Origin of the sequence: Nocardia sp. NPDC060249, from assembly GCF_042728755.1 — a bacterium.
Classification (GTDB): Bacteria; Actinomycetota; Actinomycetes; order Mycobacteriales; family Mycobacteriaceae; genus Nocardia.
The window spans coordinates 110,942-124,270 of record NZ_JBHXAQ010000011.1; the positions used below are offsets into that span (position 1 = coordinate 110,942).

Sequence of the window (13,329 nt, forward strand, 5' to 3'; positions counted from 1 at the left end):
GTGGCACAGGAGGGACAAGCGATGGGTGGGCTGATGGCGGTCGTTGTCGAGAAGGTGGTATCGCCCACGACGGGGCGAGTGAGCTGGGTGATCGTTGACGAGGAATCGTGTCGGCCGGTCGCGGAGGTGGCCGAGTGGGTGCTGTTCCTGCACGGTGCGGGGCGATCGCCAAACACTGTTCGTGCGTATGTCCCGCGGGTGTGTTGGTTCTTGAACTGGGCTTCGGGACTCGGGTTGGATTGGCGGACAGTACGGGTTGGTGACTTGGCTCGATTCAAGTTCACGGTGGAACAGACGCCGAAGATCCACGGCGGGACACGGGCGGGCAAGTCGGTGAACGCTGTGTTGATCGCAGTGTGTGAGTTCCTGCGGTTCTGCGCTTCCCGGGGGTTCGTCTTGTCCGAGACGATCGCGGGGTTGTCCCAACCGAAATATTTGGCTCATCTCCCCACCGGTTTCGACGTCGGCGAAGGTGGCCAGTTCCGGATGATCCGCAGTCGAGCGCTCAAGGCGCCAGAAGTTGAGGTAGCACCGAAAACTGTTACTCCCGACCAGCTTTCGGCGGCCCTGACGCAGGCGCGGACCGCGCGTGACCGGTTCCTGGTTTTGCTGCTGGTGCGGGCCGGGCTGCGGATCGGCGAGATGTTGGGCCTGCGCCGCGAGGACATGCATCTGCTGCCGACCTCGACGCATCTGGGATGCGCCCATACAGGAGCACACGTGCATGTGGTGCCCCGGCAGAACAACTCGAACTCGGCCCGCGCCAAGGGCGGCCGGGCACGGGTCGTTCCGGTGGAAGGCGAGGTCGTGGCCCAGTATCGGGAGTATCTATTCGAACGTGACCAGGTTCCGGCCGCAATGGACAGTGATCTGGTGCTGGTCAACCTCGTCGGTGCGCAGGCCGGGGCGCCGATGTCGTATTCGAATGCCAAGCAAATCGTCGAACGAATCGGCAATCGGTGCGGATTCCGGTTGCGCCCGCACATGCTCCGCCACACCGCCGGAACAACGTGGACCCGCGCCGGCGTCGACATCGATGTGGTGCAGGCTCTGCTCGGCCACGTCAGCCGGGCCTCGACCGCGATCTACCAGCATCCCGACCCCCAGGATCTGCGCGCGGCTGTGGAACGAGTGGGCGTGTGAGCGCCCCGGCAACGGTCACTACGTGGAGCCCGCCGACGGTTGAGGACCGGCCGAGCTGGCAGCAGTGGTTAGCCGCGCAGCTGGATCCGGATTGGCGCGCCGGGGAGTGGGACTCGCAGCGGCGGGTATTCACCGGCCGGATCGGGAACCCGATGACGTCGGTGTTCGCTTGTCGCGTCGAACGCTGTAACACCCAGGTCGAGAACCACAACCGACGTTGCTCGCGCTGTCGGCGCTACTGCAATCGAAGCGGCGACCAGGACAGTTTCGACCGGACCTTCGACCCGGACGCACATCCGCGCCCCGGCCCGGAGCCTGCCATCGTCGGCCATTTCGATCTCAGCGGAGTCGATGCGGTACTCGCGGAGGAACTGCTCTACGGGCTTTCTCAGCGTGACCGTGACAACCTCGCCCTGGTCCCGGCTCGGGTTCGCCGCATCGTTGTCGAACTGCCGCCCAGCTGCGAGTCCTTGCTGCTGCTGGCCGGTGACGCCGGGTTCGAGAACGCGCTGCCCGCCGACGCACGAGGAGTATTTCGGTCGATCGTCACGCATCTGTTGCGAGCGCACACCGTGTTCACCGGCACCGACCCGACACTGGGCGACATCTGGAATCCGGCGGTGGTGGGCCTGCAGGCTGCAGCAGACCGTCACTACCGCGCGGTTGGTGGTGTCGTGGACTTCCGTGGCATCGACCAGCTCTGGCTGCGCGAGGTGACCAAGCGGTTCGCCCGCGAGATCCGACCACCGGTGACGGTGTTACGGCAGACCATCCACGCCGTCGAAATCGCCTCGCGGCAACTGTCTTTGCGTTCCAACGGCGACCGCCATGACCTGCTGGACATCGGCGACATGAGCGCGGTCATCGACGGTTTCCGCGGCGGCGCCGACCGCAACGGCGTCGCGTACTCGGTCTCGCATCAGCGCGGCCTGCTCGGGTGCTGGCGCCGGATGATCGAGCACTCCCGCCGCAGCGGCGCCATGGACGCCGTTCCCGGCGGGTTCGCGATCGACCCGCGGTTTCATTCCATCGCGCCCGTCGAGATCACCGAGGACGACCTCGGCCGAACGATCCCCGAACACGTCATCGCCCAACTCGACGCGCACATCGACCTGCTGGGCAGCCATTCCAGCTACGCGATGGCCGGATGGGCGGCAACGGATTTCGCCAGGATGTATCAGACGGTCTACAAGATCCTGCGCGACACCGGTCGCCGCCCGAACGAGATCACGTCGCTGCGACGCGGTTGCCTGGACTGGGTCGAGGGCAAGCCGACGCTCATCTACGACAACCACAAGCGCCGGCGGATGGGACGGCGGCTGCCGATCCACCAGGATACCGCCACGGTGATCCGATCCTGGCTCGACCATCTTGAGCAACTCTCTGTTCCGGATACGTTGCACGAGTGGGTATTTCCCACTCCGGGTACCCGCAACAACATTCGCCGGGGGCACCTGACGTCCCAGCACTTCGGTACGAAGGTCTTCGCGAGTTGGACCGACGCCATCCCCGAGATCGTCGATCAGCGCCTTGATGACGCGGGAAACCCCATTCCCTTCGACCGGTCGGTGATCACCCCCTACGGCCTGCGGCATGCCTATGCGCAGCGCCATGCCGACAACGGCACTCCGGTCGATGTCCTCTGCGAACTGATGGACCATCGCAGCATCGAGACCACGATGGGCTACTACTCGATCTCGTTGAAGCGCAAGCGATCTGCGACCGAGAAGATCGCCGCATTCGTCGTTGACCGGTCCGGGCGCCCCGCGGCTTTCACCTCCGCCACCGACTACGAACGCCAGTCGGTGGCCGTCCCGTTCGGCAACTGCACCGAGCCGTCGAACATCAAAGCCGGCGGCCAGCGCTGCCCGGTCCGATTCCAATGCGCGGGCTGCTCGTTCTACGCCCCGGACCCGTCCTATCTTCCGGCGATCGAACAGCACGTCGCCAGCCTGCGAGCCGACAAGGAGGTCGCGCTGGCCACCGACGCCGCCGACTGGGTCATCGGCAACTTCGATGCTCAGATCAGCGCGTTCTCCACCGTTGTCACCTCGATGGCCGACATGCTCGCCGGACTGCCGCCCGAGCAGCGCGCCGGTGTCGAAGACGCCGCGCGCGAACTGCGCAAGGCGCGCCAAGCCGCCGCGTTCATCCCCCTCGCCTCGATCACTACCCGCAAGGACGCACGCCATGGCAGTAGCTGATCGTGCCGAACGCACCCGCCGACTCATCGATGCCCGCCGCCGTGACAGCACCGCCAAACACGAGCGCGCCCTGGCCGCCGTCGCTGACCTGCTCGCCGCGGGCGAGCGGATCACCATCAGCGAGGTCGCGCGGCGCGCGGCCGTGTCCACCTGGTTCATCTACAACACCACCGCAGTCCACGATGCAGTCCAAGCCGCCATCGCCCAGCAGGTAACCACCAGCCCAAGCCCGCGGCGAGGGGCAACCACCAACGCTAGCGCTGAGGGTCTGCGCACCGAGTTGCTGCTGGCACGTGACGAAATCCGCAGCCTGCGGGCCGAACGGGAGCAACTGAGCAAGAAGGTTCAATTGCTGCTCGGCGGGCAGCTCGAGCAAGTTCCCCACGAACGGCTCGTCGAGCGCATCCACGAGCTCGAACGAATCGCCGCCGACCTGCGATCGCAGGTCGAAACCGAACGCGATCGTGCTGATACCGCCACTGGCCGTGCAGCCGCGCTGGACGAGGAACTTCTCGCTGCCCGCACCGCGCTCAAGCGCATGATGCAGACAGCATCTCCATCTCGGCAAACCGGGCAAGATCGTGAAAGCGACTCGGCGTGACCGCTATCGTCATCGATCATGGCGATCGTCAACAAGTGGCTCAGCGACGCGGAGATCGAACGATCCAAGGAACTCACGCGCAACAACTCGCAGCGCACGCGGATACACCACTTTGTCCCACAGATGTATTTGCGCCGATGGACGGCCGGACCCGAACGCCAACTACGGTTCACCGAGCTCGCGACCGGCCACAGTGACCTCGATGTTCCGGAGGCGATCGCGAACGACGAATTCTTCTATCAGATCGTTGGTAGCGACATCGATCCCGCCCAGGAACCGGACCTCTGGTTCGAGACCCACATGGGCAGGATCGAGGATGCTGCGGCGCGCTGGCTTCGGTCGCTTGACGATCGCGCGGTCGGGAAGATTACCGACCCCAATATGGTTGGAAATCTGGCCGTGTTCGTCGGCCTCCAAAGCCAGCGCACACCGCGAGCGCGGGCAGCGAACTTTGACATCACCGCTGCTCGGGGTCGATTCGATGTCCGTGAAGCACTCGATCATCCGGTGATTCTGCCGATCGTCTGCGCCGCTCTCGGACGTGATTACACGCCAGCGCGGCATTACGAGATCATCGACGAGATGCTGGCTGGGCCGGATTTCAGCAGTGATGCCAAGGCAGACGCGATCGGCACGGCGATCGGGGTTTGGCGGAATCACATCACCGGTTATCTGGCTCAGCGCACCTGGTGGCTCGTGACGTCCGACGATCCACTCCTGACCTGCGACGAACCGGTCGTGCTGATCGGCTGGCCCGGGCAACCGCGTCATCCGGCGCCGAGCTTTTCCACAGCGGCATTTGTGCTGTTTCCGATCGGTCCTCATCGACTACTGCTGGCAACACACGAAAAGTTGCGCATGCAAACACCTTTCGCGCTCACTCCGGAGGAGACTCGCGCAGTCAACCTGGAAATCGCCTCGAATGCACTCGAATTCACCTACGAAGAACCGGACACCGACATCGCCGCGCACATGACACTGCCGCCCCTGCCGCCCTTCGACCGGTCGACCGCATCCAGCTTCTGGGAGGCAGTGCTTCCACCGCCTGGTCGTTGGGCACGTGCTGACGCGCCTGCCTGGCCACTACAGCGTTGGACTGCCGCTAGCTAGGTCCGGGCGGTACCGCACATCGGCTTGTGCTGTAACGGCACTCTCCTGAGGCCATACGGGGAGATGTAGGGTGTGGTGTTGAATCATAATGTGGCCGAGTTGGATTCGCTGGTTGCCAGGATTGGTGTCCGGTTCACCCGGCCCGAGCCTCGGTGACCCGGCTGCGGCTGTGCCGGATCGGCATGTGGGCAGCGTTTGTCTCGGAGGGATGGAATGGTCGACTTCACTGTTGATGTGTCGAAGCTGTCCGGCTTCACACTGGATCTCCAGGACATCGGCGTCAATTTCACCGAGAACGCGGGCCGATTGCTACCGGGTTTAGCGCTACCAGCCGGAACATCCGGACAGCTGGCACAGCTGTCGCTGCCGATCCAGAAGCTGCAAACCACACTGTCTGGCGACCATCAGAAGGACACGAGCGCCCTCGGCACGCTGGGTTCCGGGCTGGGGACCGCGGCCACCGCGTACAAAAATTCCGATGAGCAGCACGCTGTGTCGATCAACCAGGCCGCGGCCACCATGACCGACGGGCAGGGTGTCGTAGTGACAAACCCGGCCGGGGACGTTCGCCGATTCACCGGCCTGCAGCAGCCCAGCCTGCAGAACGTGGAGGAAGCCCAGTGCACGGTCCGCCAGGTCGTCACCGGTTGCGTCGAGCTGCTCACCTCCTACGACGAGCCGCTCGGCCGGACCATCGGAATCAAGCCTGTCGCCGATTACCTGGCGCCGGTGGAAGCGGACTGGGAGGCGCTGCGGGGGGTGGGTAAGCGTATCGGCCTGCTCGGCATCAACGACTTCGCCCACTCGCAGAACCTGTCCGCGGGCACCGGGTGGATACAGGCCGACTGGACCGGTGCAGCCGCGACCGCGTTCGGAGCTACCGCGACCACCCTCGGACAGTCGTTCGACACCCGCAGCATCGATCTCGACGCGGTCTCCAAGATCGTCGAGAACGGCGCGTTACTGCTCGAACGGCTTGTCTACAACCAGGCCGCGGACCTGGCGAGCGCTCTCACGAAGCGCATGACTTTCGCTAATTTCACGCTCCCCCTGGCCAGTTGGGCGCAGCTGATCGACCAGCCGATGGACGAGCCGACCAAATCTCAGATCACCTCCGCCGTCGACGCGCTGAGGAAGTCGGCCGCGACTCGCCAGGACGCGATAACGACCACGATCCAGCGGATCTCCGGCGCTTTGGGCTACGAGTCCGGCCGGGCCACCCCGGTCTACAACGCGAGCGAATTCGAACTCCCGGAGAAGGTGATCGTCGACCTGGGTGCCATTCGGTACGGATACGGAGACAACGTGTGGTTCGAACACGCTGTCTCCGTCTGACCCGGCTACTCCGGTCAGGTCAGTCGGGTGCGAATCCGTTGATCTCGAAGGAAATCACGACAGCGGCGACCGCGGCAGCGCCGAGGACGAACGTCACCGTAGACGCCAGTGCGAAAACCCGGATGCGCCGCCAGCAGGACAATCCCAATCCGGCGGGAATCGCGACGAGCGCCGGAACCATCCACGTTATCCAATACCACGGCGAGATTGGTTCCGTGTCGCCTCGGTATTTCTTGGGAGTCGCAGTGGGCTCGGGCACGTCGAAGACGTTCTGCAGTAGCACGACCAAGGGGAAATAGGCGATCACCGCCAGTAAGCCGCCGATGATGACTCCGAAGATCGCCGGGACCAGTACATCATCGGTCCTGCTGTTCCTATCATTCATATCCCCACCTATTTCGAACCCGACCAGGAGTGCACCGCACCGGAACCGTATACCAGGAACGACTTGGCGAGGCCGAGTTCCTCGCTCTGCGCCATGGTGTTCACGGCGGACTGGGCCATGTTGCCGTAGTCGTCGTCGGTATGGAAATTGTAGATGTCGCAGATGTGGGACTGCTGCCTCAGTTCAATCTGATGTGATCCGGCCGCACCTGGATGGGCGACCACCACCGTGGTCGAGGCAAGGCTGTACCGGCCGAGCGATTGGACATGATCGTTCGAGATTCCGGCGACGATGACCCAGTCGGTGGACAGGATGACCTTGACGGGGTTCTGCGTCTTGTCCACTTCTGCGATCGCCCGGCTTATCGCGGCCTCCTTGTTGGCGGAGATCGCCGCGGGGCAGGTTGAAATCGCCGGGTTGTTGTACGCGTGGCGGTCTTCGCTGATCCAATTTTCGATCGTCGATTCATCCAGCACGTAATCATCACCGGTCACGCGATAATAGTGGTCGAACAATTTTTTGGCGACGGGGCGATCTCTCGAGCTGAAGTAGATCCCCACGGCCGCCGCTTGGGTAGCATTGGCTTGAATCAGCTCACCGGTGTAATCGCGAAGCGTCTTGAATTTACTCGTGTCCACTACCGGAAAATTTGGATGGATAGAAGTGTCGTAGCTCTTGATCGGCGGAGCCTGTCCATTCTCGCCACCTAGAACTTCCTCGTACATCACATTCTCCAACTCGCAGGTCTTCGATATTCCTGCGTGGTCCGATGCTGGTCGGGCCACTCGGACTCTACTTCGCCGGGGGTTCGATGGTCAATTTCGGTCGCATCGAATCTGTTGCGGTGCAGTGCGTCTGGGCTATCGGCGGTCAGTCCAATCGTAATCCGTGCGGGGCGGCCAGTACTGCAACTGCACTCGGTGGTCAGTCGAGCGGGTGCTCCGCCACCGGTAGTGCGATAGCCATCACACGGGTGCCGTTGCAGTATTAGTTCGTGACGCCGTTGCATGTCGCCGGGTTCCATAGCCCCAGGTGATGGACGCGCGCATACCGCGCTGCGGCGCGGAACTCGCGCTGATACCGGTAGGGGTGCGAGTGCGAATACGTGTATTCGTGTCCAAACCCCTGTGTGATCTGGTTGAGGTTGAACAGCGCCCCGTCCACCCAGACATACGCAAGGAGCCGACCGTATTTGTCGGTGCGGTCCTGCGACGGATCGGGCATCACCACTACTTGCTTGCCGACCAGTATCTGTGTGGCATGGTTCGCCGCCTCGGCCCCGAAGCACTGCACCGGCTTGCGCGGATCCTCGGTCTCAGGGGTGTCTAGACCCAACATCCGGATCTTCACCTCCCTGCTGTCCTTCAGGATCGACACTGTGTCACCGTCGATCACCCGTGACACCGGAAACGGCCCCTCCGCATCAGCCGGAACCGGAACTGGACTCGGCATCTCACCGGCAGGTGATGCCGACCCGACTCCCGGCGCCTGGCCACATGCCACAGCCAACGAGACCATCACCAGGGTGCAGACAGCTGCGACACCGTGCCTCACGTCCCTCGCACCGTGTCGTACCGGGCACTGCCGCACCACCAGGGAAATCACGCCGCATCTCCATTAACAATCCAGATAATGCGGGTGTCGCAGCCGTCGTGGCTGCCCGGTGCGTCGGAATCGTCGGTCCAGGCCGGGCCGAAGACGCAGGCCTGGCCCGCCTTGCATCCACGTTCGTAGCCGCCGGGCCGGGGGCGCGCGGCGATCACGCGCACCGTGTCGAGCAGGGCGGTGACCTCGGCGCGCGTCGGACTGCCGGGTGCGGGTGTGACCGGCTCATCCGGTCCGGCCACCGCGCACCCGGCAACCACGAGCACTGTGACGAGCAACCACGCCGGTTTCCCCATACCCGCATGTTGTAGCCGGTGGCACCGACAACAACCGCGCCGCGATCAGCGCTGGGTGAGGGGAACGGCCGCGTCAGGCGGCGATGCGGCCTATAACCAGGCTCGCGCGAGCAGGTCGTCGGCGGCCTGCTCGGCCGGGTTGGGCGGGAATCGGGTGGCCGCGATCGAGGAGACATGGACGCCGTCGTGGCCGACCAGCCACGAACCGCCACGGTCTTCGCATTCGGCGATCTTGGCGAAGACGGTGAGCAGGAAGGTGATGGATTCCCTGGGGTCGATGGTGTGCGCCAGGCGCTGGGATTCGCCTGGCCGCGACAGATCGAGCCAGACGCCCGCCTGGCCGTCCAGCCGCATGCCGAGGATCTTCGTGGTGTCGATGAAGGTGAATTTGCGCCGTTCCCATGGGGTGTTGGGTGTGTAGCTCTGCTCGAGAACCTGGAGCAGAATCGTCATCGCTGCCCTCCGCACGAATTACAAGGGGGTCATCGGTCGAACCGGATCCGTCCGGTCCGCCTGGGTCCGTATGGAGTTGTCGCCGGTGGGTGTTCCGGCCCATGACCTGGGGTTATTTAAGTATGTTCTCGTTGCGGCGAGAAATCCAGGGGGATGGCGGCCGTGATCGGTGTCGGTGCCGCCTGCTTGGATGGTGCCCATGCTGCACGGTCTGTGGTCCCCCGAATCGGGCCTGCTGCTGTGGCACGACGCGGAGCCGGTCGCCGTGGGGTCGGTGCTCGGCGACATCCTCGATCGCGCCAGGTTCCGGCACCGGGCCCAGGTGCTCGTCGTCGATGCCGAGGGGCAGTCCGGGACCGCCGAGGTTCGCGCGCACGCGCTCGCGCCACCGACGGCGGCCGTTGTGCTGCGCAGCCGACTGCCGCGCGAGAACATCTCCGGCGATCTGCGGTTCCTCGCCCACGTCGCGCGCGGCGTCGAACGGTGGGTGCGGGCCGGGCGCGTGGTGCCACAGATCGAGCGGGCCGACGGGCAGTGGTGGGTGCGGTGGCGGCTCGTCGGCGGACAACGGCAACGGGCCTGGCTGGCCGAGCTGGCCGCCGCGATGCCGCAGGCGCTGCGGGTGGCGGGCCCGCCCGCCGCCGTGCTCGACGACCTGTGCGCGCATCTCACCGACCCGATCGCCCGCGAATATCTCGCGCACCGCACGATGACGCACCCGCTGCTCGCCGCGCTGGTCGCCGACACCCCGTTGGACGTCGGCTCCTACCGCCTGTCGGAAACGCTGACGCAGTGGCGGGAAGGCTACGCCGCCGACGAGCCGGAACTGGTGTTGCGCCTGTGCGAACCCGACGGCGAATTCGGCACGGCCGACGAATCGGTGGCGCTGTGGCGACTCCAGGTGTGCCTTCGCCCGGTTGATGACGCGCCCAAACCCGTTGTCTTCGACGATGATCCGGTGCTCGTGCGCACGGCGGCGGAGAAACTCGGCCAGGCGCGCAAGGCCTACCCGCGCCTGCGCGACCTGCCCACCGATCCGCGCGGCCTCGACCTGCTGCTGCCCACCGAGGTGGTCGCCGATCTGGTGGCCCACGGCGCACATGCCCTGCAGGAAGCCGGCATTCGGTTGCTGCTGCCGCGCGCTTGGAACATCGCCGAACCGAGCATGCGATTGCGCGTGAGCAGCCCCGCGGCCGCCGAATCCACGGTCGGCCTCAGTGGGCTGCTCTCCTACCGGTGGGAGTTGGCGCTCGGCGATCTGGTGCTCACCCAGGCCGAGATGGAACGGCTGATCAGCAGCAAATCCGATCTGGTGCAGTTGCGCGGCGAGTGGGTGCAGGCCGACCACCGAGCACTGGCCGCCGCCGCCCGCTACGTCGCGCTGCACGCCGACGACAGCCCGATCACCCTGGCCGACATGATCGGTGAACTCGCCGCCGAGCGGGTCGACAATGTTCCGGTCACCGAGGTCACCGCCGACGGCTGGGCGGCCGAATTGTTCGCCAGGGAAAGCGAACCCGAGCCGGTTCCGGTGCCGGTCGGCCTGAAAGCCCAGCTGCGGCCCTACCAGGAACGCGGGCTGAGCTGGCTGGCCACGATGAGCCGGTTGAACTGCGGCGCGATCCTCGCTGACGACATGGGTCTGGGCAAGACCGTGCAGGTGCTGGCGCTTTTGGTGCACGAACGCGAGGTCGGAGCGACTTTCGCCCCGTCGTCACAGGTCGGACCGACGCTGCTGGTGTGTCCGATGTCGGTGGTCGGCAACTGGCAGCGGGAGACGCAACGCTTCGCCCCTGACCTGCGCGTGCTCGTGCACCACGGTCCGAGTCGGCTCCAGGGAGCGGAATTCGCCGCGGCGGTGGCCGATGCGGACTTGGTGATCACCACCTACGCGCTGCTCGCCCGCGATGTCACCCTGCTGAACGAGCAGCGGTGGGAGCGAATCGTGCTCGACGAAGCCCAGCACATCAAGAACGCGGTGACCAGGCAGGCGCGCGCGGCCAGAGCGCTCACCGCGCGACATCGGCTGGCGCTCACCGGAACTCCGGTGGAGAACCGCCTCGAAGAACTGCGCGCGCTGTTCGACTTCGCGATGCCGAAGCTGCTCGGCAGCCCGCAATCGTTTCGCGCCAAGTTCGCGGTGCCGATCGAACGCGAACGCGACCAGCAGGCCATCGATCGGCTTCGCCTGATCACCGATCCGTTCGTGCTGCGCAGGCTCAAAACCGATCCGGCGGTGATCAGCGACCTCCCGGAGAAGCTGGAAATGACGGTGCGGGCCAACCTCACCGTCGAACAGGCCGCCCTCTACCAGGCCGTCGTCGACGACATGCTGGACAAGCTCAAAGACGCGAAAGGGATGGCGCGCAAGGGCGCGGTGCTCGGCGCGCTGACCCGCCTCAAACAGGTCTGCAACCACCCCGCGCACTACCTGGGCGACGGGTCGCCGATCCTGCGACGCGGCGGCCACCGCTCCGGCAAGCTGGCGCTGGTGGAGGACGTGCTCGACGCGGTGCTCGCCGACGGCGAGAAAGCCCTGCTCTTCACCCAGTTCCGTGAGTTCGGCGACCTGATCCTGCCCTACCTCACCGAACGGTTCGGCACCCCGATCCCGTTCCTGCACGGCGGCGTGGCCAAGCAGCGTCGCGACGATATGGTGACCGGCTTCCAGGGCGAGAACGGCCCGCCGCTGATGCTGCTCTCGCTCAAGGCGGGCGGCACCGGCCTGAACCTCACCGCCGCCAATCACGTGGTCCACCTGGACCGCTGGTGGAATCCGGCCGTCGAGAACCAGGCCACCGACCGCGCGTTCCGGATCGGCCAGCAGCGCGCGGTGCAGGTCCGCAAGCTGGTGTGCGTCGACACCATCGAAGAGCGGATCGACGAAATGATCAACGGCAAGAAGCAATTGGCCGATCTGGCCGTCGGCGCCGGGGAGAACTGGATCACCGAGATGAGCACCGACGAACTGCGCGAGCTGTTCACCCTCGGCGCCGAGGCGGTGGGTGACTGATGGCCGACTTCAGCCAGTTCGGTCCGCGCAAACCGGTGCGCGGCGGCGCCCAGGCTCGCGGCGGTTTCGGCCGGACCTGGTGGGGCAAGTCGCTGCTCGACGCGGTGGAGAAGGTGGCCGACGCGGGCAGGCTCTCGCGCGGACGCACCTACGCCAGGGTCGGTCAGGTGGTGAACTACCGGATCGAACGCGGCGCGGTGACCGCGGAGGTGCAGGGCAGCCAGCCGAGCCCGTTCACTTCGGTGCTGTCGATCCGGCCGCTGCGCGAGGACGAGGTGGACCTGCTGCTCGCCGAGATCAGGGAGGCGCCCGGCATGCTCGCCGAGATCGCCTCGGGCGCGCTCCCGCCCGCGCTCGGCCCGCACCTGCTGCCGACCACGGCCTCCGAACTGGACTTCACCTGCAGCTGCCCGGACATGGGCTGGCCGTGCAAGCACGTCGCGGCGGTCTGCTATCTGCTCGCCGAGCGCCTCGACGAGCAGCCCAGCGAGATCCTCACCCTGCGCGGCCTCGACCTCGACACTCTCATCGGGGGTGTCGAGAAGTCCGCGCGCACCGCCGATTCCGACGACCCCTACGGCGACGAGCTGGTTCTGCCCGAGCTGCCCCGCGTGGAATTCCACGCCGTCATCGACGACCTCGACGCGACTGCACTGCGTCGCGCGCTGCGGATGTCGGCCGAGGACGAACCGACCGCGGCCACCGGCTTACGCGAACTGCGCTCGCTCTATTCCGAATTCGATATCTGAGTCTCGCGGGGACAGCCGAGGTTCAGCCCAGTTCGTACTCGAACCAGATGTGGTGTCCGCCTTCGGCATCCACGTACAGGGCGCCGGTACCGGTAATGCCGGTCAGTTCGCCGGTGCCGCTGCGGGGGACGATGTGGAAGAACTCGTCGGTGCGGTCGGTACCGCCGGTCGTGGCGGAGTGGACGAAGTTGAACGCACCGGCCTTGCCGTGCAGCGCGCCCTCGAACGACTCCATCGCTAGATAGGTGCCCGCGCCGGTGCTCATGTCGAACGCGGCGGTGAACAGCGTGGCCGAGAGCCCTTCGATCTCGCCCGCGTAGGACTTCGTCATGGTCGAGATGCCGACCGGCATCCCGGTGACGATGGGAGGCTGCGGCGTCAGCTCGGTGGGGTCGAACGCGGTGACTTCGAAGGTGCCGATGGCTTTCATGCGCC

At 65.5% G+C, this 13,329-nt stretch carries 13 protein-coding genes; 7 read left to right on the forward strand and 6 right to left on the reverse strand.

Features of this window, described 5'->3' with window-relative positions; translation table 11 throughout:
• Positions 1-33 precede the first annotated feature (33 nt).
• The 5 genes from ACFWFP_RS28435 to ACFWFP_RS28455 all read left to right on the forward strand — a co-directional run bounded on the left by ACFWFP_RS28435 (position 34) and on the right by ACFWFP_RS28455 (position 6,393).
• Positions 34-1,143 (forward strand): tyrosine-type recombinase/integrase, encoded by a 1,110-nt coding sequence (locus tag ACFWFP_RS28435; protein WP_379300124.1) that lies wholly within the window; start codon positions 34-36, stop codon positions 1,141-1,143.
• A complete protein-coding gene (locus ACFWFP_RS28440; RefSeq protein WP_379300029.1) occupies positions 1,140-3,347 on the forward strand; it encodes a tyrosine-type recombinase/integrase in 2,208 nt (735 codons plus the stop codon). The genes ACFWFP_RS28435 and ACFWFP_RS28440 overlap by 4 nt, the downstream gene beginning before the upstream one ends.
• Positions 3,334-3,948, forward strand: a complete 615-nt coding sequence (locus ACFWFP_RS28445; protein WP_379300031.1) for a DUF6262 family protein — start codon at positions 3,334-3,336, stop codon at positions 3,946-3,948. The genes ACFWFP_RS28440 and ACFWFP_RS28445 overlap by 14 nt, the downstream gene beginning before the upstream one ends.
• 18 nt (positions 3,949-3,966) lie before the next feature.
• On the forward strand, positions 3,967-5,058 hold the full coding sequence (locus ACFWFP_RS28450) for a DUF4238 domain-containing protein (protein WP_379300033.1): 1,092 nt from the start codon (positions 3,967-3,969) through the stop codon (positions 5,056-5,058).
• A gap of 213 nt (positions 5,059-5,271) precedes the next feature.
• Positions 5,272-6,393: a hypothetical protein gene (locus tag ACFWFP_RS28455; RefSeq protein ID WP_379300035.1), complete on the forward strand. Its 1,122-nt coding sequence runs from the start codon at positions 5,272-5,274 to the stop codon at positions 6,391-6,393.
• A gap of 19 nt (positions 6,394-6,412) precedes the next feature.
• On the opposite strand, the gene ACFWFP_RS28460 is transcribed toward ACFWFP_RS28455, so the two are convergent.
• The 5 genes from ACFWFP_RS28460 to ACFWFP_RS28480 form a co-directional block, all read right to left on the reverse strand.
• Positions 6,413-6,778: a hypothetical protein gene (locus ACFWFP_RS28460; RefSeq protein ID WP_379300037.1), complete on the reverse strand. Its 366-nt coding sequence runs from the start codon at positions 6,776-6,778 to the stop codon at positions 6,413-6,415.
• A gap of 8 nt (positions 6,779-6,786) precedes the next feature.
• On the reverse strand, positions 6,787-7,503 hold the full coding sequence (locus ACFWFP_RS28465; RefSeq protein WP_379300039.1) for a hypothetical protein: 717 nt from the start codon (positions 7,501-7,503) through the stop codon (positions 6,787-6,789).
• 262 nt (positions 7,504-7,765) lie between these two features.
• Positions 7,766-8,155, reverse strand: a complete 390-nt coding sequence (locus ACFWFP_RS28470) for a thermonuclease family protein (RefSeq protein WP_379300041.1) — start codon at positions 8,153-8,155, stop codon at positions 7,766-7,768.
• Between the two features lie 224 nt (positions 8,156-8,379).
• Positions 8,380-8,679: a hypothetical protein gene (locus tag ACFWFP_RS28475; RefSeq protein WP_379300043.1), complete on the reverse strand. Its 300-nt coding sequence runs from the start codon at positions 8,677-8,679 to the stop codon at positions 8,380-8,382.
• 90 nt (positions 8,680-8,769) lie between these two features.
• The gene (locus ACFWFP_RS28480) at positions 8,770-9,132 is read right to left on the reverse strand and encodes a hypothetical protein (protein WP_379300045.1); all 363 of its coding nucleotides are present in this window, start codon (positions 9,130-9,132) and stop codon (positions 8,770-8,772) included.
• A 199-nt stretch (positions 9,133-9,331) separates the two neighbouring features.
• On the opposite strand from ACFWFP_RS28480, the gene ACFWFP_RS28485 reads away from it, so the two are divergent.
• A complete protein-coding gene (locus ACFWFP_RS28485) occupies positions 9,332-12,145 on the forward strand; it encodes an SNF2-related protein (protein WP_379300047.1) in 2,814 nt (937 codons plus the stop codon).
• A complete protein-coding gene (locus ACFWFP_RS28490) occupies positions 12,145-12,894 on the forward strand; it encodes an SWIM zinc finger family protein (RefSeq protein ID WP_379300049.1) in 750 nt (249 codons plus the stop codon). The genes ACFWFP_RS28485 and ACFWFP_RS28490 overlap by 1 nt, the downstream gene beginning before the upstream one ends.
• 22 nt (positions 12,895-12,916) lie before the next feature.
• Here the strand turns inward: ACFWFP_RS28490 and ACFWFP_RS28495 are convergent, their stop codons facing one another.
• Positions 12,917-13,324, reverse strand: coding sequence for a DUF3224 domain-containing protein (locus ACFWFP_RS28495; RefSeq protein WP_379300051.1), 408 nt, complete (start codon positions 13,322-13,324; stop codon positions 12,917-12,919).
• Positions 13,325-13,329 lie beyond the last annotated feature (5 nt).